This is a genomic window from Phycisphaera sp. (assembly GCA_025916675.1).
GTDB lineage: Bacteria > Planctomycetota > Phycisphaerae > Phycisphaerales > UBA1924 > JAHCJI01.
In genome coordinates this window covers 923,977-946,275 of the sequence record CP098402.1, presented here as the reverse complement: position 1 = coordinate 946,275, position 22,299 = coordinate 923,977, and the positions used below count along the sequence as shown (strand labels likewise).

The following is a 22,299-nucleotide window of genomic DNA, read 5'->3' as shown; positions in this document are numbered from 1 at the left end:
ATTTCATCTTGCTTTCCGGCGTCTTTATGCCGGGTCGAGTACGAGCTGCCATGCGGTGACGATGGCGTCGAGGTTGGTGTCGAAGCTCGTCTTTGCCGCGGCGACGTCGATCTTGGCGAGCTCGTCGCTGATGATGGTCTGGTGGTGGTCTAAGGGATCCTGCCCGAGCTTGGCGTCGATTCGGACGCCGTTGAGGGCGTCGCGGAGGGCGATGGCCTGGGCGTGGGTCCGATCGGCGACCTTGTAGTACTCGGGATAGCGAAGATCCCGTTCGGACTTGATGTCGGCCAGATCGGCGAGGATGTTCCCGCCCAGCCCGTCGGTGGCGGCGTCGAACAGGTCGCCCTGGCGTGCTTCCATCGTGGCCCGTGTCGAGGCTTCGAGCGCGATGGCGTCGTCGAGGTGCTGCTGTGTGGCCTCGCCGGGCGTGCCGGCCCGGAAGGCGCGCTGGAGCCGCTGCATCTCGGCTTTGGCCGAGCCATGAGCGGCCATCGCCTGGCGGAGGCTGGTGTAGTTGGTCACGTCCAGGTGGGTAACGGCCTTGGTCGTGATCCCGGTCGTTCCCACCGCGTCGACACCAACCACCGCAAGTGCTTCTGGCGTGATCCCGACACGGCGCAGCTCGCGATCGACGTCGTGCAGCTCGGGCGTGACCATCTGGAGGATGGCCCGCGCGGTGAAGGCCCCGGCGGCTGTGGGCTTTGGTGTCGAGCTGATGAATCCCGCGATGAGCATGGCACCCGCTGCTGCGGTGACGCTGCCGACGGGGAGCCAGAGCTTGGTTGGATTGATGGTCATGGCATTCTCCTATTTGGCCCGCGATTCCATTGCATTGCGTGCGGGCGTGGATACGGGGTTCTCGAATTGGTGCATGTGATGCTCTACTTTGGCATCGCGTGGCACGTCTTGAACACATCCGGGATTGGTCCGTCGCGAGAACACCGGCGGCGAACATCTCTGTTATACCCGGAACGGTTCACGTTGCAAGCGCATTTACGCGCAAAACGCATGAGGACTTCCGGCTGCGTTGAAGTGCCTAGCCCGTTCGGGGGGGTGTGCAAGTTTTTCTTCAAAACTAGGGTTTGTCCGCTTGCATGGACTCGGATTCGGCGTTCCAATGGTGGGTGAGCGATCATTGCCCCCCGTCGAGTTGTTCCGGTGCGTGCGCGTGGTCGTGACAATACGAATCTGTTCGAATCAGTTTGTGCAGATGTGTACCGGATCGAGTTGTTTCGGGAAACCCAGTGTGAACGAGAACCCCCCGCGAGCGAATGGCTCAAGGGGCGGGGCGCGATCCCCGTAGCTATCGTCGGAGGCGACACAATGCGTCAAGCGAATACCAACGGTCGGGCAATCGGTCTGCGTGGCATGCCGCGGATGGCTGGGAGGGCGAATGGCCCTGCTGTCGACACCCGGGGGGGTGTGCGATCTCGCGGCCGTTGGAAGGGATCCGGCGCGTTCGCTTGCGCGGTAGTCGCGGGGCTTGCGCTCTCATCTTCTTCGTTGGCCGATGACGTCTTGAACCTCTACGACGCGCAGCTGGTGACCTACCAGGCCTCGCCCACAAGCGTACAGGATCTCGCGCCCCGCGCGGGCCAGCGTGGCGTGCATCTGGACGGATCGATGCGCGCGGGCGGCCTGATGGGCGGGGTCATTCCCGGCCACTCGGGCTCGGACCTTGGCTTCAACAGCAAACGCACGCTGGGCGGGTACGTGGACCTGTTCAACGGCGCGGTGCAGGTGACGGACGTGGATCTGGCGTTTCCGGCGGATCCTGGTGGGGGCTGGGTGATCGGGCGGACGTACAACACGCGCCAGGACGACTCGGGCCACCACGTGAGCCAGGGCCCGCAGGGCAACAACTGGGCGATGGCGAACCCCGAGATCTCGTTGTTTGAGGGAGCGACGGACGATCTGGACGTGCTGTATCTGGTGGCCGGTGCGGACCGCTACGCGGCGTTCAAGCGGATCGGCGTGAGTGATGACGAGTTCCAGGGGGTTAATGGGGCCACGGGCGTGGTGCAGTACGCGGCCGGTGCGGGGAGCGAGCCGGACACGTACACGCTCACGCAGCCCGATGGGACGCGCTTGGTCTTCTTCGGGTTCGACGGTGACGCTGGCGTCGCTGCGGGCCAATTGTGGAAGAAGATCGGGCCGGATGGTGATACCGCGTTTGTGGGCGACGACACCACGGGTTCGACGGCGATCACGAACGGCTTCGACGGGAGTGGGCGGGTCTTAGAGGCCTTCGACTCGATCTCCAACGGCGGGCGGCGGTACAGCTACACGTATACGGGTGGCATGCTGACGAGCGTGGAGGTGGACATCTGTTCGAGCGGCGATTGGTCTTCTCCTGGAACAGTCACCGAGGTGGGCTTGGTCGAGTACACATACTACGGGATCTCCGAGAGCTACGGCAGCGAGGACGACCTGAAGACGGTGACGGTGACGGTGCCGACCAACGAGAGCGGGCAGAGCCTGGTGACCAAGAAATACTACCGGTACTGGTCGGGCGCCTTCAGCGACAACTCGAACCCTGGGCACCCGAGCGCGTTGCAGTACATCGTGGAGTCCGAGGGGTACCGGGCGGCGGACTACGACGACAGCACCTTTAATGACACCCCGCTGGGGATGAGCGAGACCCTGCTGAAGCCGTACGCGGCGGCGTACTTCGAGTACAACTCGTCCCGCCAGGTGGACAAGGCGTGGTTCAACGGCCGGTGCGGCTGCTCGGGCGGGGCCAACGGCGAGCACGAGATCACGTACGGGACCAATGGGAGCGAGGCGTCGCCGTACGACGACGCGTGGAAGCGTCGCGCGATCGTGGAGCAGCCCGACGGGCTTTGGGTGAGCACGCTGTTTGACGAGGGCGGGCAGGTCTTCGGCGAGGTGAAGACCGACGCGGATCCCTCGGCCTCGCCAACGAACACGTGGGCGACGCTGGCGGTGCGCGGGAGCGACGCGCTGGTGGACGAGATCGCCACGCCAGCGAATATCACGGCGTACACGCACTCGACGGGGGCCTTCACGCGGTCGAACGGCGCGGGGCTGGTGCGGGTGGTCGATCGCGTGTCGAGCGGGTCGCTGACCGGCTTCGTCGAGGGCTACGAATTCAAGGATGGCGCGACGGGGACGGCGTATGTCGAGCGTCAGATGGACTACGAGACGCGGAGCCTGACGATCGGGAGCGCGACGCTTGATGTGCCGTTCGTTGATGCGCAGCGCGCGGTCTTCGCCGATGATGAAACGTCCGCGTCGCTCGTGGCGGCGGACTACGACGAGACGACGGTCGGCCGGACCTGGTGGAGCGGGACGGCGACGGACATCGGGTATATCCGCCCGAAGGTCATTACGACGACGCTGCCGGCGGTGGTCACCGCCGAGAACGGCGAGAACACGACGCACACCCTGATCGCGTACGTGCGTCAGAACGGGCACACGGCGTTCCGGAAAGCCGAGGACGGCATCTACGACTACACAGAATACGTGGATGGTCTGATGGTCGAGTCGATCCGCGACGCGACGCTGAACGCGGCGAGCACGTACGACGCGGACCCCAATGGGGTCTTTGGTATCACCGAGACCGGCGATGGCTGGGGCGTCACGACGACGTACGCCTACGACGACCAGGGGCGGCGCACGCAGGTAACCGCACCCGATGGCGACGTGAGCGAGGTGTACCGGACGGTCCTGGTCGATCGGCGACCGGTGACGGTGAGCATCCCGCTGGTGACCAGCGGGCCGACGACCTACTACGGGCCTGTGGGCGTTTCGGTCGCGGACCACGCGGGCAACGGCGTGGCCTCGATGCAAGTGGCCATGAGCGGCGGCAGCACGACGACCGGGCTGTCGAGCTGGATCGACGAGACCGATACCGATCCGCTGCTGGCGGTGAGCCACGGCACGGTGTCGCGGTACTCGACCGCGCTCTACACTGAGTCGGGCGCCTTGCTCGAGGAGAGCCGGAGCTACTTTGTGATCCCCGCGAGCGGGGCCGGGGTTACCGGGACGAACTTTGACGAGACGACATTCGCGTACGACGGGATGGGTCGTCGGATCCGGACCAAGGACGCGACGGGCACGGTGAGCCGTGCGGTGTACGACGTGCTGGGCCGGATGGAGTCCAGCGAGGTCGGGACGAACGACAACGGCGACGAGGGCGGTGACACCTCGGGCACGAACAACATGGTCAAGGTGTCCGAGACCGTGTACGACGCCGGCAGCGATGGCGGAAACAGCTACGTCACCAAGACGACCGCGTTTGTCGAGGACGGCACAACGGATCGTCGTGACACGCTGTTTACGCACGACGTGCGTGGCCGGACGATCCTGACCCAGAGCGCGGCGGCCCCGCACTCGCTCGTGAAATTGGACAACCTGGGCCGGACGCTGGCGGCTGGCACGTACAGCTCGGTGAGCGGGCTGACCGTTTCCAGTGATCCGACGAGCGTGACAAGTAATCGTGTCGCCCTGAGCGAGATGGACTACGACTCGCGTGGGCGGGTGTGGCAGAGCGAGCGGCACGAGATTAATCAATCGACCGGTGCCAGCAGCGACACCTTGGAGAGCCTGACGTGGTATGACGAGGTGGGCCGGACGATCAAGGTGCAGGGCGGGCAGCTAGCCAAGACCGAGTACGACCGGCTGGGCCGGGCGACCGACCGGTTTGTGCTGGGCAAGACCGACGATACCTTGTATGCGCACGCGGACGACGTCACCGGCGACCACGTGATGGAGCAGACGGTCACCGCGTATGAGTCGAACGACTCGAATCTGGTCTTCGCCTCGGCGGCTATCCAGCGTGACCACGACGACACGAGCTCGACCGGAAAATTGGACAGCGGGGCGGACACCGACCTGCTGGCCTTCACCAGTGGAAACATTACCGGGCGGATCCAGATCAGCGCGATGTGGTACGACGTGCTGGACCGGCCGGTGACCAGCGCCTTCTACGGCACCAACGGCGGGGCGACCTTCGATCGCGACGCGCTGGCGGCACCCGCGCAGGGCGTGTCGACCGTCATCGTGAGCGACACGGTGTACAACGACGAGGGCGAGGTGGAGGATTCGGTCGACCCCGAGAACATCACGACGCGGTTCACCTACGACGACCTGGGCCGGCAGACCCAGGTGACGCGGAACTACGTCAACGGCACGCCCAGCTCGGCCACGGGCGACGATGACCTGATCACGTGGTTTGAGTATGTCGATGGGCTGCGGACTCGCATGATCGTGGACCAGGACGCCGACGGGACCAAGGACGTGGCGGCGAACCCGAGCACGGCCGATGACCAGATCACCCGGTGGGTGTACGGCGTGGCCAAGGGCACGGTGAGCACCGGCAAGAGCGAGGTGGCGTCCGGTCGGATGCTGCGCGCGGTGGTCTATCCCGACTCGACCAACACGGCCGACGAGGGCTCGGATATCGATACGAGCGACGCGGACGTGGTCTCGTTCGGGTACAACGCGCAGGGCCAGGTGGTGCGGCGCGAGGACCAGGCCGGCAACGTCATCGAGACGACCTACGACGTGCTGGGCCGGTCGACGGCCTCGGCCGTCGAAACTCTAGCGGGTGGCTTCGACGGCGCGGTGCGCCGCGTGGAGCAGGCCTACCTGGATCGCGGTCTCTTGGACACGGTGACCCAGTACGACGCGGCGACGAGCGGCACGGTGACCGACGAGGTCAAGTACAGCTATGACGGCTGGGGCAACGCGACCAAGATCGCCCAGGACCACGATTCGGTGATCAGCGGCAACGCGCACGACGTGGAGTTCACCTACGCGAAGGCTGTTCCTTCTGGCGGCCGCAAGGCGATCCGCCGCGTCACAATGGTCTTCCCCACGGGGTACAAGGCCAACTACATCGTGCCCGGCAGCGGCTTGGACCAGACGCTGGTGCGCGTGTCGCAGGTGAACCTGGTCAAGGGATTTAGTGCGGTGACGGTGGCGACGTACGACTACCTGGGCACGAGCGGGCTGGTGGGGACGACGCTTCCCGAGCCGGACGTGTACGGCGAGCGGTTCGATTCGTTGGGTGATTACACGCAGCTGGATCGGTTCAACCGGCCGACGACGTGGACCTGGACGAAGGACGACCCGGCGACCGGTAGCGATTTCGACTTCTACGACGTGGACCTGACCTACAACGAGCGTGGCGACATCGAGGCCACGGTGGACAATGTGATGGCCAACACGAGCGGCACCCGGTACTACGACCGGGCGTACACGCTCGACGACCTCGGCCGCGTGCTCGGCGAGGATCGCGGGAATTGGAACGGCTCGTCGATCACCGGCACACAGCGTGAGGAACGAGATTGGACGCTTGGCATCACCGGCAACTGGGCGACGCGTGTGATCGACCGCGACGACGACGGCACGAACGACGTCAACGACCTGAACGTGCTCAGCGGTGCCAGTGCCCACTTCAACAACGCCAACGAGTGGATCAAGCGGGACACGAACGGCGACGGGACGGACGACCTGACGCTGGACTACGACGAGAACGGGAACCTGATCGACGATGGCGCCGATTACGACTACGAGTACGACGCGTGGAACCGGCTGGCGACGATCCTCGAGCGTGGCACGGCGAACGTGGTGGCCGAGTATCGGTACAACGGGCTGGGCCAGCGGATCACCGAGGGTGATGGCACCGATACCGAACATCTTGTGTACGACGACCGCTGGCGGCTCGTCAGCCGGCACGACGGGTCCGATTACTTGGAGGAGACCCTGTACCACCAGGCGGGCCTGGACGGCTACGGCGGGGCGAGCAACCTAGACTCAGTCGTCATGCGTCGGACCTTCCTCACATCCGGAAGCCCCCAGACCGAGGACGAGCGGTGGTACGTGCTGCAGAACTGGCGGCAGGATCCGGTCGTGACGATCGACGAAGCCGCCGTGCAGCGTGAGCGTGCGCACTTCAGCCCGTACGGGAGAGTGTTTGGCATGGTGGCCGGCGACACCGACTTCGACGGCGACTTCGATGGCTCGGACGACACGGCCATCACCGGCTGGTCGACGTCCCACCAGGCGCTGGCCGATGTGGACCTCGACGGTGACGTCGACTCCACGGACGCGGGCTACACCACCAACGCCAGCATGGGGTGGGATGTGCTCAGTAGGGATGCGTCGACCGTGGGCGCGACGGGTGCGACGTTTAGCAAGGACATCGTGACCGTCGGCCTCCTGCGCAGTGGTGTCTATCACACCGAGCTCGGGAGAATGATCCACCGCAGTGGGAATGCGAGTGGTGTCGGTGTGGGCCTTGGACAGACACAGCAGGGCGGGCTCACGAAACAAGATTGCAGCAAGAAAGACACTTTTACTAGCTGCATGGAATGTTGCTTTCAACAAGGTGGAAAGGGAGAATGTCTGCGTGATTGTCTCCCTATTATCGATCCGGACGAGGGCATATTGCCGGTGTCGCCAGGACAAGATCCTACGCCTGAGCAAGCAACATGCCAACAAGTCTGTTCCGACGGTAAGGGCGCCGGGATAGTTACATGCCATGACGAAGAAGTGATCGCCTGTGTATGCACTGGTCCGCTAGCACCTGGTACCTTGCCGAATCTTGATAAATGTACTGCAATACACGAATTGATAAACACAGAGATTTATGATTGCGCAGGTGTTGAAGACGGGGGTGTTCCTAACCAAACCAGCAGCAATCAGATGGCTTTCTGTAATGAAGCTTGGGCATACCAAGCGACTGCTGCATGTATAACTTCGACACCATGTACTGGAGAAGGAAGAGAAAAATGCCTGTGTGAGGCAGGGAAGGTCGCTGCGGCTGCGGAGATGATTTGCCGTGCAAGCGCAAACCTAGGTGGTTGCTTTGGAAGTCCTCCAGCAAGCTTGCGCGCTGAGTACTCGAAGTGTCGCGTTTCGTCCGAAAGTGCGCGCATAGCTGCCGAAGCTGAATGCCCAGATGAATAATCTAAAAAAAACGACTACTACTGCACTTGGGTTGTATATCCTCGCCGTCATTTGCGTGTTGGGTGTTACAGCAATAGCCAGATGGGCGCACCTCCAAGGTTTGTTGGAGCCGAAGGTGGCGCGATCGGAAAAAGAAGTTCATGGTGGCCCAGTGTCGCAACTTAATACTGATGACGGCTCTGCCGGTGTTACCATGTCACTCAAATATGGGTATCCATTTGTTTGGTACGGCCACTCGATTCGCTCTTCATGGCGACCCATGTCCCTCAGAGAAGCAGAGATACTTCAGGATTATCTAGAACGAGGCGAAGAACTCCCCAGTGTGTACGATAGTTTGAGAGGTGTAAATGCGTCCAAGGCGGCATCTCGCTCAGTTGCTCCAACTGCATTTGCCCTCAACACAGTAGCAGCTACATTTGTGGTATGCGTAACGTATGTAGCGATAAGATGCTCTGTCAGGCGAAGTCGCAGGCGTGCCAAGTGTTGTATGGAGTGTGGATACTGCTTGGTTGATCTAACTGCCTTGGTTTGTCCAGAGTGCGGAACAAAATTCAATAAATGACACTTCTTGCCGAAATGGAGAACGACAATATAGTTAGGTCGTGCGCTCGTACCCATTTTCTGGTCCATCCGTAGTGTGAGGGATTCGGCAAGAATCCGGCCTCTGTTTGGAGGCCAGGACGATGAAGAAGAGCAGATTTACCGAGGAGCAGATCGCGTTCGCGCTCAGGCAAGCCGAGGGTGGCACGCCCGTGCGAGAGGTCTGCCGGAAGCTGGGTGTTTCTGAGCAGACCTTCTATCGGTGGAAGAAGAAGTTCGCCGGGATGGGCGTGGCCGAGGTGCGTCGGCTGAAGGCACTCGAGGAAGAGAATCGCAAGCTGAAACAGCTCGTCGCGGATCTCAGTCTCGACAAGCACATCCTCCAGGACGCCCTCAAGGGAAAGCTCTGAGGCCTGGTCGTCGCCGCGAGATGGTGAAGCGGACGCGGTCGGCGTATGGCGTAAGCGAACGTCGTGCGTGCGAGGTGCTCCGCCATCCCCGCGCCACACAACGCTACGAGAGCGTCAAGGACGATCAGGCCACACTGCGGAGCCGCATCCGCGAGATCGCGGGTGTGCATGTCACGTGGGGCTACCAACGGATCTGGATCAAGCTTCGTCGGGAGGGCTGGTGTGTGAATCGCAAGCGGATCTACAGGCTCTATCGGGAAGAGGGCCTCTGTGTTGGCCGGCACAAGCCGCGTCGGCATCGGAGCGGCGTGACACGGCCCGAATTGACCAAGGCGACTCACGCCAATGAGAGCTGGAGCATGGATTTCATGTCGGATCAGCTCTTCGATGGCCGCCGCTTCCGCCTGCTGACGATAGTGGATGACTTCACACGCGAGAGCCTGGCGATCGAGGTGGCCAGCGGCTTGCGTGGCGACGATGTCGCCCGCGTGCTGGATCGGATCAAGGCCAAACGAGGTGCACTACCAGTGAAGATTCGCGTGGACAATGGCAGCGAGTTTACCAGCAAACGCCTGGACCAGTGGGCGTACCTGAACGGCGTGCGCTTGGACTTCAGCCGGCCCGGAAAGCCTACAGACAACGGGCTGATCGAGGCCTTCAACGGGCGGATCCGCGCCGAGTGCCTCAACGAGAACTGGTTTCTTTCACTTGACGATGCCAGGGAGAAGATCGCAGCCTGGCGGCTACATTACAATCGGGACAGACCACACAGCGCCTTGGGAAGCCTGGCCCCCGAGGAATTCGCTGTATCATCCGGCCAGGCGGACCCGGCCGGATGATGCAGATCCCTAACCCTCGAGCTGGTACAAGAACGGGGACAAGCGCACCTGCGTAAGTCTTCAACCTGCGATTGGACCAAGAAATGGGTTTGAGCGCAGTACAACAAGCGGGGGCAGGTCACCGGGAGCAGTTTGAAGCAAAACTAACCGCCATAGCCCGGCGGGTTTGTGTGTGTCCCGCGGGGTGGGATCCTGTGATTCCGGAATGTGATTGGGCCGTATCACGCGCTGCCTACGAACAACCCGTTGCGAACAGATTCTGAAACGCAAGAAAATCGAAGATGGTTAGCTCACCGTCGCCATCGAAATCAGCGGCTACATCGCCGGTACCGAAGAGATTCTGGAACGCGAGGAAGTCGAAGAGCGTAAGCTCGCCGTCACCGTCCAGATCGGCCTTGCACGGCTCGCTCGCCGTGGTCAACCACCCGGCCACGGCGGTGCCACGTTGCTCGAGCGCGTCGGTGGGGCTGGGTGAGGGGGTAAAGACCGACCAGCCCCCGCCAGCGCTGAGCGTGCCTTGGTACGAGTCTTCGCCCGACAAGCCCAACAGAGTGAGGTCGTCGCCCCAGACGGCCAGCGCGAGTTCGCACCCGCTGCACGGCGCGCTGGCCACCAGGGTGATCTCTTCGGTGGCCATGTCGATGCTGTACACGCCCTCGGGCTGGGTAGTCGAGGGATCGTCGTTGTAGGCGTAGAAGGTCTCGTCGGCGGGGTTGTAGCTGAGGTCTCTGAAGCGGTAGTCCGTCCCAAGATAATTGAACAACTGGGTCGTCTCGAATCCGTCCGGATCGATCCGCAGGACCTTGGGGACCAACGGGTTGCGGTCGATGCCGTAGAGCATGCCGTTGGCGCCGTTGAATGCCATCGCCGTGAGTGACAGGGGGAGCACCACGGTGGAGGCCTCGAACGAGCCATCGCTGCTGTCCCACCAGCCGATCTGGCTGCCCGCGCCGTCCGTGAAGTAGACCCGCCGGGCGTCTTGGTCGACCGCCAGCGCCGTCGGCCCGCACCCGCACAAGGGATCGCCATCGGGAACCGGTACGCAGAAGGGCCGGCTGTACAGCGTCTGCCAGGCGCCGTCCTGGTAGACGATCGTGTCGGCGTCTTCCTGTAAGAAGCAATTCACGATGTCCGAGGTGAGGTGCAGCACGCCGTCCTGGGCCAGGGCGGTGCCAGCGGATCCGAGGGTGATCGCGGCGGCTGCCAAGAGGGTTGTTGGGCGTATCGGAGCATGGTTCGTTTCGTTATGCACTTGGAAGTCCTTTCGTGTGATGTGATTGAAAAGAAAGTCTGGTCGATCAGGCGCAACCACCCGCGAACGCGTTCTGGAACGCAAGGAAGTCGAAGATGGTCAGCTCGCCATCGCCGTCGCAATCGGCTGCCATGTCTTCGGCGCTAAACAGGTTCTGAAACGCGAGGAAGTCGAAGAGCGTGAGCTCGCCGTCACCATCAACGTCGGCCTTGCAACTGGAAATCCGGGCCGTTGCGGCCGTCACCAGCGCCCGCTGGAAGTCGCGCCGACCGGTGTCGGTCACGATGATCCGCTCGAGCGTCTGATCGGCGAACGCGGCGGGAAGATCAAACCGCTGCATGTCGATGCGGACGTCGCCCCACGTGGGGTGGGAGCCGGACCAGGCGTTCTCGGTGATGCCATCGGGGTCGAGGAAGTTCGTCCACGACGTCATCCGCCAGTCTCGAACGTCGACGTTGCCCACGAGGTCGTGCCGGTGGTAGGCACCACCATCGCCAAAGAACTCGACCGAGATGTAGCTGGTCGGCCCGGCTTGGCCCCAGGCGGTGTTGATGAGCATGAACACGGTTTCGGCACGAGCCAGATCGGTGTCGATCGAGAGCTCGGCAACGGCGCAGCACGTCGTGCGATCGGTCCAGTCGCCGCTCCACATGAATAGGGCCGGGTTGGTGCCCAGCTCAAACGGGACGCCCTGGGGTGATTCGAATGCACCCAAGGGGCCGATCGGGTCGTACGGCGAGTTGATGTTGAACTGGCTCGAGAGGTCCAGCGGCACATCGATCGTCCCAGCTTGGGCCAAGGCGAGAGGCGCAGCTGTGGTCAGGGCGAGCGCGGCGTAGCGACAAGACATTTGGTGAGGCACGGTGGATTCCTTCTGGCATATGTGTGGCCTCAAGGCCGCTGGGTGGCCTCGGTAGAGATTAGAGCGTGGGGACACACCCCTCACGCGAGACGACCCATGCCGATACAACCGGCCGGTCGCTTCAGGAAGCGATGTCCGTCGTTGCATGGGGCCACATTATGAAGAATTAAATTGAATCGACCGCACTGAGCCCGTGTCGGCCATCCACGCACTCGAACGACCGGCCATCGCCCTCGCGGCTCAGCCGCCCGCGTTTCGCCGCTCGAGCTCGGCAATGCGCTCGGACTGTGTTCGCAACTGGGACTGCTGGAGCTCGATCTGACGCTGTTGCAGTTCAAGCCGCTCGATCAGCCCCTGGATCGCAGCCAGGGCCACGCCGTCCAGGTCAGCGCTCGTGACGTGACCGTCGGGGATGCCCAGGCCGAACGCAGCATGGAAGGCCTCGCCCCCCGGGGCAAGGTGCCGGATGGGCTCGCCGTCGGCGAGCGTGGCGTCCTGCTGGTGGTAGCGGAAGGTCTCCAACTGGAGTGCCGCCAGCGCATCGAGAACAGTTTCTGAATCGACCGGCTCACGATCAACCCGGGATTCGTCGGCGAGGTTGTGGCTCCAGGATCCCTCGCCATGGCGGAGCAGGGCCTTGGTGCCGTACTGGGTAAAGAGGTGGAAGCCACCCAGGGCCCGCGCTGTAAATGAACGACTGCCCTGCGACGGCTGAGACTCATCCCCATCGGAGTAGCGTTCGTTGGGATCCCCCTTGTCGGACCACACGAACGAACCAAAGTCCGATGCAACCGCGCCCGCACCCGCCGCGAAGGTGGCGTACCCGCTCGCCTCGTTGAGCATCCCGCCGGGGACGACCGACGCGTACGCCGAGGCGGTATTGCTCTCGCCACCGCCGACGGTTGCCGACGATCCTCTGGTCAGGTTCTTGAAACCTCCCGAGATCGAGTTGTGGCGATCCAACGCGTGGTTCTGGAATCCGCCGCCGACGGTGGCAGCGTCTCCCGCCGCGATATTGCCCCGCCCGCCTCCAACCACGGCATGGTCGGCCCCGGCACGGTTGTCCCGGCCACCGCCGACCAGCGAGTACACCCCACCCGCTCGGTTGACGCTCATGCCGTTCACCCACGCGCCGCGGGGCAATCCGTATCGCTGCCCGCTGGAGTAGGTCTCGACGCTGCGCTGCATGAGTTCCCGAACCCCCGGAACTCCGGGCACCCATCCGGCACCCCACACGAATCCGAGCGCCAGGACTGCGGCGATCCCGCCCGTCCAGCGTAACCGAGTTGCGTTGCGTATCGCCAGGCGCCGTGCCCGGGCTACCCGCTGTCGCTTGGGTGCCGCGGTGATGTGCCGCCCGTCGAGCCATCGCTCCAGATCGTCGGCGAGCGCGCCGGCGGTGGCGTAGCGATTCTGAGACTCTCGATCGAGCGCGCACGCGCAGATCCAGTCGAGCTCGCCACGGAGCAAACGCCCGATACCGGACGACTCAACGTTGCGCAGCCGTGCGATGGCACGCACGCCGTCGCCCATCGCCTGCATGCGATCGCTCGGCAGCGTGAGCGTGCGCTCGGCGATCGCCCGATGCAGGTCGCCTTGGGGCGCCCCGCGGAGTTCCGATGCCTCCAGGGGCGTGGTGCCGGTGAGCAGTTCGTACAACACGCAGCCCAACGAATAAACATCTGCGCGTGAGTCCACATCGGCCCCGCCGCGCGCCTGCTCGGGGCTCATGTATGCGGGCGTGCCCAAGACCTGGCCGTGCAAGGTCTGGTTGGTTGCGTCGATGCTGGAACGCACCGCCCGAGCGATGCCAAAGTCGATCACCCGGGCGATCGCACGGTCATCGCGAACTTCGACCAGGATGTTGGCCGGCTTCAGATCGCGGTGGATCAGGCCCGCCTCGTGGGCGTGCTGCACGCCCCGGCAGGCCCCGATCAGCAGGCGCACGCGCTCGCGGAGGTTCAAGCGGTTCGCGTCGGCGTGCTCGGTGATCCGCGTACCGCGAACGAGGTCCATCGCGAAGAAGGGCCGCCCGTCATCGCTGGTGCCGGCGTCGAGGAGCCGAGCGATGTTCGGATGGTCGAGCATCGCCAGGGCCTGACGCTCGGCCTCGAACCTCGAGACCACGTACCGTGAATCGAGGCCCTCACGCAACAACTTGACAGCCACATCGCGCCTGATGGGCTCCAACTGGTTCGCCAGATAGACCTCACCGAACGCCCCCTCGCCAATCCGCCGCACCAACTCGAACGAGCCAACCCGCCGGCGAATTGACGATGAGCGGTCTGCGCCTACCGGCTGGTCGCTCCCTGTGCCGGCCGGGGGGTGGCCGCCGCCGGTGGGGGTGTGCATGAACCTACCTGCCTGGTCGTTGGCGGCCAGCAAACGCTCGACAAAGGACCGCAGATCCGACCGATCACCGCAGGCGCGCGCGATGTAGGCCTCGCGCTGGTCGTCGGGCAATTCCATCGCTTCGGCAAAAATGAGCTTCGCGTCGACCGTCAACCTGCGCTCGTCCATCGTCATGACTCCTGTTCTTCGGCCGGAACACTCAGCAGGTCGAACAGCCGGGCACGGGCGAAGGCCCACTCCCGTTTGATCGTCCGATCACTCACGCCCAGCACGACCGCGCTCTGTTCCACGCTCAGGCCGGCATAGAAGCGCAGCCGCACCACGGCCGCTCCGCGGGGATCCTCTTGTTCGAGGCGTGAAAATGCCTCATCAAGGGCCAAGATCGCCTCCGGCCCGGCTTCGGCGGCCACGCAGGAGACGTTTTCGAGCGTCGAGGGGTCCAGCTTTCGCGCGGCGGCCATCCCATCGCCACCGCGCTTGATTCGCATGCGGCCACGCGCGTGGTCCACGAGCACCCGCCGCATCGCTTCGGCCGCGGCCACGAAGAAGTGCGCTTCGTTGGCCCAACCACCGGCTTGCTGGGGTCGCCCGGCCAACCGCAGATAAGCCTCATGCACCAAGGCCGTCGCCCCGAGCGTGTGGTCGGCCCGCTCACCGTTCATCGATCGTCGGGCGATCGCCCGAAGGCGGGCATAGACATCCGGCAGAAGGTCTTCAGCTCGGTGGTCTTGCTGTACTGGCATAGATAGGGATTATTGCGAGGTCCAGGCCCCAGTGCCTCTATCCTCGAAAAGCAGGATGGTTGTCCGCATCTGCGAACATTCGCTTGCCAATTGATCAAACAGGACCCAAACTGCGAGGCCGGATTCTTGCCCGAGACCTCACCCTACGAATGGGTCAGGAAGCAGGTCAGAGCGCAGCGCTGAGTTCCAGCATGAGTTCCAAATCTGCGCCTCAAGACCGACAAGAACCGGCAAAGCATCGCATTCACACGGACTCGGAACTCTTTGTCTGTTATGGACATAGGGCATCTACAGGCCTCTCAGGCCGATCTGCGAGGATTGGCCGTTTCGAATCCCCCTTCTCCTGCAATGTGTATGGTACTAACGCGTTGGTTCTCGCAAAGAGGGAGACACGCGATGCATTCTCGGCACTTCACACACTGGACTCTTTCGTCGACAGCGCTTGCGCTATCGGTTTTCGCGAGTACGGCGCAAGCCCAAGGCCAACCGCTGGTCACACTCCAGGGCGCTCAGCGAATCGACGGTACCGTTGGCGCGTTGTTGGGAGTCTTGGATGGTGGCGATCGATTCGGACGTTCCGCGATCGGGATCGGTGACCTCGACCGCGATGGCGTGCCGGACATGGCCGTCGGAGCACGCTCTGACGATGACGGGGGTGTTGATGCCGGGGCGGTGTACATCCTGTTCATGCGCACCGACGGCACGGTGCGCAGCTATACCAAAATATCGAACTTCTCCGGCGATCTGGGCGTGACGCTCGAGCCGGGGGATTTCTTTGGTTATTCTCTCGCACTCCTCGGGGATGTCGACGGTGATGGCGTGCGGGATCTTGCGATTGGTGCCCCGAACGATGACGACGGGGGATCCAACGCAGGGGCGATCTATGTGCTATTCATGCAGCCGGATGGGACGGTCAAGATCACAAGTAAGATCTCAAATTCCGCCGGCGGACTCGGCGATATCCTCTCGGCCGGTGACCAGTTCGGACAGGCCGCTGGATGCAGCGGCGATCTCGATGGCGACGGGTTGGTCGAACTTCTCGTCGGCGCTCCCAATGATGGCACCACCGGCACCCGAGCAGGGGCTGCCTACGTGATCTCGCTCACCGCGGCGGGTACAGCCTCGGCGGTCCGCAAGATCGACGGCGACGACGTCCCGGTCCTTCCTGGTGATTCGTTCGGCGGGCGTCATATCTGCTCGCTCGGGGACGTGAACGGCGACGGCCATCCAGACCTCGCGGTCGGCGCTTTCCTCGATGACGGGAGTGGCCGTGATCGTGGCGCGTTCTGGGTCGTCATGCTCGATGAGACACTCGCACCGATCGCGGCCACCGAGATCGGTGATGGTGCAGGCGGATTCGACGGCGAACTCAACGATGATGATATTTTCGGAATGGCACTCGCGCCCCTCGGCGATTGGGATGGTGACGGAGTGCCCGACATCATCGTCGGAAGCAACCGTGATGACGACGGTGGTGAGGACCGTGGCGCAGTATTCGTTTGTTTCCTCCAGACCGACGGCAGCGTGCGAGAATGGTTTAAGATCAGCGAACTAACGCATCCCGACGAACTCCCGATCGTTGATGGCGACCGATTCGGTCGGGCGATGGGTTTCGTCGGCGACTTGCGTGGCGACGGATCGATGAGTGTCGTGGCTGGTGCAGGTGCCGGTCCGGTCACAGGAGGGGCAGTTGTATTGCTGCATCTCACAAAGTCCTGCCAGAGCTTGGCCGACCTCGATGGTGACGGCGAGCTGACGCTGTTCGACTTCCTTGCGTTCCAGAATGCGTTCGATGCTGGCGATCCGATCGCCGACTTCGACGGCAACGGAGTCCTGAACATCTTCGATTTCCTCAATTTCCAGAACCAGTTCGCTGACGGCTGCTGATCCAACGCTCCAAGTCTCACACGCCCCCATCCGCCGACCAGCACCGGTCGGCGGATGGGGTGTGGTTTGCGCTCGTACCCATTTCCTGATCCATCCGTAGGGTGAGGTTTCGCGCAAGAATCCTGCCTTTGTTTGGAGTCTGAGTTGAAAACCGAGTGTACGAGAACCAATGGATCTTGTCGCGTGGAGGGCAACTGCGCCTCGCCCTGAGTTCCAGGGTGAGTTCCAAATGCGCGCCTCAAGACCGGCAAGAATCGGCAACGAAAAGCAACTGCCCGGAATGCACAAATGCTTGTAACGACAGCACATACCGCGTTTGCAGAGTCTCAAGGCCGATCCGAACATCCCCCCGTTTCGAATCCCCCCCTCTCCGCTTTCGCATTTTGTATGGCTACAGAGCGTCCGCTGAATTCGCGCGAAACCCCCGAATATCGCGGGAATTCGGCGATCTCGTGGCGTTGTAGAGACGCTCGGTACTTGCCAGACCATCCCGATTTGGGCTTGATTCGAGCAAGCGTCTCTCGTGGCGATATGAGCAGTGTCCTCGCGCTGAATTAGCCGGCGACCTGTTGGCCGAGGCCAAGCGCACGCGCCTGATGTGCCCAGTCTGGATGCTTGGCAGCTTCGAGCAGGTCATTCAGAGTGATGCTCGGCGCAAGGGTGCCAGTAAGTGCATTGCGGAGGACCTCGGGGCCGAGGTTCACGAGCGGGAGCAGCTTCAGGATTCGTGTGCGAGCAATACCGCTCGAGTGTGCGAACTCGCGAATCTGCTGGCCGCTCTTTACCAGTTCGTTGTGCCAGCGGTACGCGAGGCCTATGGCGTTCACGATGTGTTGCTTGGGTTCGGGATTCGACGACATGACCAAGTGACGTCCATCGAGCGAGAGAAGCACGCGTCGACCGTCGAGCTTTTTGATCCGGATGTTGAGGCTCAGGCGGATCGAGTGCCCGTGATTGTCCGTCTCCGGCTTGTAAGAGCAGGTCGGACGAGATGGCGCAGCATCGATCGTGGTACCGAAGTCGTATTCTCGCAGGTAGTGGATCTGGTTGTTGTCAATGTAGATCGATAGCGTGGTCTCGGTAAGCGTCACCAGACTGATGATCGTACGGATCCAGTGGTCGCGGACCTCGACCTGTTGGGCGTCGAGTGGTCCGTGGTCGAGGTGGTCTAAGACGATTCCGCGGACGAGCTCGTCTAGGTGCTCCGCGTTGATGGACTTGATGGGGCAGGTCTTGAATCCATGCTTGATGGCCTTTTGGCTCACGTAGTAGCGGATGATGCGCTTCTGGCCGTTGCTGGGGTTGGCAGTGCCGCACTTGGCCAGTGGCCGGTGGATGCTCGTCGGGCTAATAGCGAAGCCGTCTTCGGTACGGAGCTTGCCCTTGAGCAGGTGCGGATGGGTCCACCGCTGAAGAGTGTTCTTATCCCTGGCGCTGATGCAGCCGCGTGCGTGATCCCATGTCGCTTGATCGATGATGGGCTTGTGGCGGCGTCATGGATCTCGGTGTGACCGTTCCGGGTGTGGGTAACCTTGCCGATATAGGTCGGGTTCGTGAGGATCTTGTGGATGTACTTCTGCGTCAACGGCTTACCACCGTGAACGCGACCGGTACTGCTGGTCCACTGCTTCGTGGTGTGGCCGGCATTGTTGAGCTCTTCAGCGACCGCGATCGGTGATCTCAGCTTGATGAAACGGTTGAAGATTACACGAACAAGTTTCGCTTCGTCGGGAATGACGTAGAGCCCTCGCGGCTCGTCGTCTCGTTGGAGGCGGTAGCCAAGCGGTGGCTGGCCGCAGACCCAATAGCCCTTCTTCTTGGTCGCAGCGATCTTGTCGCGGATGCGCTCGCCCGCCACGTCGCGCTCGAACTGGGCGAAGCTCAGTAGCATGTTCAGCGTGAGCCGACCCATCGAGGTCGTTGTGTTGAACTGCTGCGTCACCGAGACGAACGAGACTTGCTTCTCGTCGAACAGCTGCATCATCTGGGCGAAGTCGCCAAGCGAGCGGCTGAGACGATCGACCTTGTACACCACAACAACATCAACACCTCCCTTGTCGATGTCATCCATGAGTTGCGCAAGTCCGGGTCGCTTCATAGTGCCGCCCGAGAATCCACCATCATCGTAGTGCGCCGGGACTGCCTTCCAGCCCTCGTGCTTCTGGCTCTTGATGTAATCCAGCCCGGCCTCGCGCTGGGCATCGAGCGAGTTGAACGCTTGGTCGAGCCCCTCCTCGGTGGACTTGCGGGTGTAGATCGCGCAACGGATGGTCTTCATGGCTGAATCCTCACGCGATGTTCTTAAGCTTCTTGAGGCCAAAGAAGCGCGGCCCCGACCAGCGAGCGCCCGTGATCTCGCGGGCGATCTCGGAGAGGCTGCGGTACTCGGTGTCGCGGTAACGAAAACGCTCGCCATCTTCGAGGACCGTGACCTTGTGCTCACGGCCGCGCCAGGTTCGAATCAGAACGCTGCCAGTCCGGAGCTGGGCGGTTACTCGCCGCTTTCGGGCACGGGTCTCCTGTTTCTGGGCGGGATCGGGAGCGTGCCGGATCGCCGATTTCAGCAAGCGGCGGGTCTCCGCGTTAAGGCCGCCGTGTTGTCGTTCCTGGATGTGCCAGGTGATGCCGCGGACCAGCGCTTGCTTGAACCGCGGTGGATCGCCTCGGGCGCGAATGGCAACCCATCGCTCGCGGCGACTCGGACCAACAACGGCTCGGCCTCATCGTGCTGGATCGCTTCGACGCGCTCGAGCCACTGGTGGTACGGACCCCCAGGTCCCAAACCATGTTCCTTAAACGATGCCGTGAAGCGAAACTCGTCCAAATCTTCGAGCAAGGCGACGATTCGTGCATCGGGCTTCGCCGTTCCTTCGTCGTCGTCCAGCGCGATGGCATCAATTAGACGATGCATCGATCGGTCCACCGTTGGATCGGGGGCTTCCACTGGCTGCTGGTAGGCGGTGATCCGGCCGACTGCCACGAGCACTGCCCCACCGATCACGATGGCACCGACAACCGCGAGCAGGATCGTCCCGCAGCCCATCCTCTTTTTGCGTCGCGCCCCGCATCTGGGGCACGCCTTGGCCTTCGTGCTGACTGTCGCACCGCAATCTCGACACGGCTTCATGGCCATTGCTTGGCTCCAAGAGGGACGCTCGGCGGCGGGTTCGAACAAAAAGGGAGCGTCGAACCAAGGCCGCTCCCAGGACCCCCGCCAAGGGGCACAAGAACACAGCACATGGCCGACGCCCCCGTCTGGGGCGTGGCACAAGTGCCGCCGTTCTTGTTCAAGAGCGGCCGGGCGGACCGGCTCGCTCAGGTTGGCGGTTTCCTGGGAAACAGCAGCTTGACGCCTACGCGTCGCTCGGTTGTCGGCCGCCTTGGGCGGCCAGGATCTCTGGGTAGCGCTCCTCAACCCACGGAGGGCAGCCCCGGCGACCATCGCCGGGACACCTCGTGGCTTAGCGTATGTGCTACCAGCAAGTCAAGGTGAAACCCGGGTAGCCGAGGCAGAAATCTCGCATCGTGGCATCCGGGGCTACAGCACCCGCGTCTGGCCCCCGCTCACCCGATGCTTGCGAGCCATTTCGACGGCCATCTCCAGGGCGTCCGGCCCATCATCGTGGGCCGCCAGGCGGAACTGCCGCAGTTGTTCGAGCAAGAGTTGGTGGCGACGACTGAACCGGAGTTGCCCGCTCACCACGAGCGGTTCGAGGCTCTCGATCCGTGTCTGCTTGTGGGTCGTGTTGGTCACCGACTTGGGGTAGAGCGACACGCCGGCCTCGCGGGCCCGCTTGCGGAGCTGCTCGGCGAGCACCTCCTGGAACTGGTTCGACTCGAACGCGAAGCCGCGGTACTTGTACGCCTGGGACAACGCCACGATCCGGGCAATCGTCTGATCGGGCGTACGCCGCGCGATGTCGGCATCGATCACGTAGAGCGTCTTGGTCTCGGCGCTCTGGGCCAGCGTGACTATGGCAGTGAAATCACCCCGGTTCGCGCTCCTCCCGAGGCTCGGATCGCACGCGCCGTAGAACTTTACGCCCGGACCCAGCCGACGCAGCAGCCGCGCGACGTCGGGGTAATCGTCGTCCCAATACCGCAGGCTCGCCTGGCTAAAGAGGCACTCTTCGGGATCGACCGGCTCGTTCTGCTTCTCGCATTGGAAGCTCACTCGCCCCTCGTCGGCTCGCATCTGGATCAGCTCGAGGTAGGTCTCGCGCTCGCCCCAGAGTACCTTTGTGCCACGGAGCATCTGCTGGCGGTTGGCCCTGAAGTACGCGCCCGAGGCCTCCGGCCCGGTCTGGTCATCATGCTCCTCCTCACCGTAGCGGATCGCTTCCCAGCGATCCCATAGATCACTACGCGCGGCGAACTCTTCCACGGCGCGATAGAGCCGGCGGTCCCAGCCCACGCCCTTGCCACGCTCGAGCGTGGGCGCGGTGAGCTTGGCCAGCAGCGAGTCGTAGTGGACGATCGTCCCGACCACGATGACATTGGTGCGGCCGGTCCCAGCCTTGAGGAGGGTGTTGTGGAACCAGTCCCACAGCTTGTGCCGCTGCTCGGCCGAGGCGCACTCTTCCTGGTTCTCAAGATCGTCGACTGGGATGAGCGTCGGCCGGTCATGCCGGTGCTTGAGTCCGCGCACGCCCTGACCGGCACCCAAGGCCCGGATCATCGTGCCGTTCGGCATGAGCAACGCTCCGCCACGGGCTGGTCTTGCCGGTGCCACGCCCGGGGAAGAGCTCCGGGAAGTCCTCGCGGATCCGCTCGTTGGATTGCAGCTCCTGGCGTACGTTGCGCAGGTGCTGCTTGGCCTGCTCGCGTGTGGCCGAGATCAACAGCACGTGCGGCTCATGCCCGTAGAGGACCGACCACAGCAGGTACGCCACGCTGACGACCGTGCTCTTGGCGTGGCCACGGGGTGCCGCCACCGCGATCCGCTGGCCGCGCGTTTCGGTGGCCTTGCCCACCATCTCGAACATCTCGGTGTGCATCCGCGAGGCCGGCAGCGCGAAGTGGGCGTCCAGGTAGACCCTCGCGAAGACCGCCGGCGACCGACCGCCCAGATCCCGGCGATTCGCAGACAACCCTCGACGCACCTTGAACACCTGATCGTCGATGCTGGCGATCAAGCCACGTCCTGACGATCAGCTTGAGAACCGTCGCTACCCGTGTCGGAATCATCCGCCTGCCCTGCGATCTCCCTGACGCGTCGCAGTTCGGCTTCCAGATCTGCCAGGGCCCGGAGGTCCCCACCCGTGTGATTCAGATCCGCCGAGATCTTCTGCGTGGCCGAGGGCAGGAAGCCCATCGATTGCATCCGCTGCAGCATGCGGTCAAGCATGTCGAAGCACGCCTTCGCGCCGTCGACCCTGACGCCGGGAGGGGTCTTCTTGTCCCGCGTCACCTGCAGGATGCGGGCGTGGGCCGCTTCCATCTCACCCACAAGGCGCCCGGCCAGCACCGCCGCGAG

Annotated in this window: 15 protein-coding genes; 3 read left to right on the top strand and 12 right to left on the bottom strand. The window is 63.1% G+C overall.

What is annotated here, in order from left to right; translation table 11 throughout:
* Positions 1 to 24 precede the first annotated feature (24 nt).
* The gene (locus NCW75_04010; GenBank protein UYV13453.1) at positions 25 to 798 is read right to left on the bottom strand and encodes a hypothetical protein; all 774 of its coding nucleotides are present in this window, start codon (positions 796 to 798) and stop codon (positions 25 to 27) included.
* Positions 799 to 1,503: 705 nt separating this feature from the next.
* On the opposite strand from NCW75_04010, the gene NCW75_04005 reads away from it, so the two are divergent.
* Together NCW75_04005 and NCW75_04000 are read left to right on the top strand one after the other, a co-directional pair.
* Complete coding sequence (locus NCW75_04005) at positions 1,504 to 7,938, top strand: hypothetical protein (protein UYV13452.1); 6,435 nt, start codon at positions 1,504 to 1,506, stop codon at positions 7,936 to 7,938.
* Between the two features lie 683 nt (positions 7,939 to 8,621).
* Positions 8,622 to 9,727 (top strand): IS3 family transposase gene (locus NCW75_04000; protein ID UYV13451.1). Its coding sequence is split into 2 segments (ribosomal slippage): positions 8,622 to 8,877 and positions 8,877 to 9,727, totalling 1,107 coding nucleotides; the frame shifts between segments, so codons are not numbered across the junction.
* Positions 9,728 to 9,959: 232 nt separating this feature from the next.
* Here the strand turns inward: NCW75_04000 and NCW75_03995 are convergent.
* The 4 genes from NCW75_03995 to NCW75_03980 form a co-directional block, all read right to left on the bottom strand.
* Positions 9,960 to 10,934: a hypothetical protein gene (locus NCW75_03995; GenBank protein UYV13450.1), complete on the bottom strand. Its 975-nt coding sequence runs from the start codon at positions 10,932 to 10,934 to the stop codon at positions 9,960 to 9,962.
* Between the two features lie 91 nt (positions 10,935 to 11,025).
* Positions 11,026 to 11,841: a hypothetical protein gene (locus tag NCW75_03990; protein UYV13449.1), complete on the bottom strand. Its 816-nt coding sequence runs from the start codon at positions 11,839 to 11,841 to the stop codon at positions 11,026 to 11,028.
* A 240-nt stretch (positions 11,842 to 12,081) separates the two neighbouring features.
* A complete protein-coding gene (locus NCW75_03985; GenBank protein UYV13448.1) occupies positions 12,082 to 14,361 on the bottom strand; it encodes a protein kinase in 2,280 nt (759 codons plus the stop codon).
* Positions 14,362 to 14,363: 2 nt separating this feature from the next.
* Complete coding sequence (locus NCW75_03980; GenBank protein UYV13447.1) at positions 14,364 to 14,936, bottom strand: ECF-type sigma factor; 573 nt, start codon at positions 14,934 to 14,936, stop codon at positions 14,364 to 14,366.
* 687 nt (positions 14,937 to 15,623) lie between these two features.
* Between NCW75_03980 and NCW75_03975 the strand changes: the two genes are divergently transcribed.
* Positions 15,624 to 16,823 (top strand): integrin alpha, encoded by a 1,200-nt coding sequence (locus NCW75_03975; protein UYV13446.1) that lies wholly within the window; start codon positions 15,624 to 15,626, stop codon positions 16,821 to 16,823.
* A 554-nt stretch (positions 16,824 to 17,377) separates the two neighbouring features.
* Here NCW75_03975 and NCW75_03970 read toward each other — a convergent pair.
* The 7 genes from NCW75_03970 to NCW75_03940 form a co-directional block, all read right to left on the bottom strand.
* A complete protein-coding gene (locus tag NCW75_03970; GenBank protein UYV13445.1) occupies positions 17,378 to 18,088 on the bottom strand; it encodes a hypothetical protein in 711 nt (236 codons plus the stop codon).
* The gene (locus NCW75_03965) at positions 18,085 to 19,101 is read right to left on the bottom strand and encodes a recombinase family protein (protein UYV13444.1); all 1,017 of its coding nucleotides are present in this window, start codon (positions 19,099 to 19,101) and stop codon (positions 18,085 to 18,087) included. Before NCW75_03965 ends, NCW75_03970 begins: the two co-directional genes overlap by 4 nt.
* Positions 19,102 to 19,111: 10 nt before the next feature.
* Positions 19,112 to 19,459: a DUF2924 domain-containing protein gene (locus NCW75_03960; GenBank protein UYV14223.1), complete on the bottom strand. Its 348-nt coding sequence runs from the start codon at positions 19,457 to 19,459 to the stop codon at positions 19,112 to 19,114.
* A complete protein-coding gene (locus tag NCW75_03955) occupies positions 19,384 to 19,956 on the bottom strand; it encodes a hypothetical protein (GenBank protein ID UYV13443.1) in 573 nt (190 codons plus the stop codon). The genes NCW75_03960 and NCW75_03955 overlap by 76 nt, the downstream gene beginning before the upstream one ends.
* Positions 19,957 to 20,361: 405 nt before the next feature.
* Positions 20,362 to 21,516, bottom strand: coding sequence for a phage terminase large subunit (gene terL / locus NCW75_03950; GenBank protein UYV13442.1), 1,155 nt, complete (start codon positions 21,514 to 21,516; stop codon positions 20,362 to 20,364).
* Entirely contained in the window at positions 21,446 to 21,958 is a 513-nt protein-coding gene (locus tag NCW75_03945) for a hypothetical protein (protein ID UYV13441.1), read from the bottom strand. Before NCW75_03945 ends, terL begins: the two co-directional genes overlap by 71 nt.
* Entirely contained in the window at positions 21,955 to 22,290 is a 336-nt protein-coding gene (locus NCW75_03940; protein ID UYV13440.1) for a hypothetical protein, read from the bottom strand. Before NCW75_03940 ends, NCW75_03945 begins: the two co-directional genes overlap by 4 nt.
* Positions 22,291 to 22,299 lie beyond the last annotated feature (9 nt).

Excerpts from the sequence above, each read along its gene's own strand:
- NCW75_03975 (UYV13446.1), top strand. The coding sequence starts at position 15,624 with ATGCGCACCGACGGCACGGTGCGCAGCTATACCAAAATATCGAACTTC.
- NCW75_03980 (UYV13447.1), bottom strand. The coding sequence starts at position 14,936 with ATGCCAGTACAGCAAGACCACCGAGCTGAAGACCTTCTGCCGGATGTC.
- NCW75_04010 (UYV13453.1), bottom strand. The coding sequence starts at position 798 with ATGACCATCAATCCAACCAAGCTCTGGCTCCCCGTCGGCAGCGTCACC.
- NCW75_03985 (UYV13448.1), bottom strand. The coding sequence starts at position 14,361 with ATGGACGAGCGCAGGTTGACGGTCGACGCGAAGCTCATTTTTGCCGAA.
- NCW75_03955 (UYV13443.1), bottom strand. The coding sequence starts at position 19,956 with ATGGCCATGAAGCCGTGTCGAGATTGCGGTGCGACAGTCAGCACGAAG.
- NCW75_03965 (UYV13444.1), bottom strand. The coding sequence starts at position 19,101 with ATGAAGACCATCCGTTGCGCGATCTACACCCGCAAGTCCACCGAGGAG.
- terL (UYV13442.1), bottom strand. The coding sequence starts at position 21,516 with ATGCCGAACGGCACGATGATCCGGGCCTTGGGTGCCGGTCAGGGCGTG.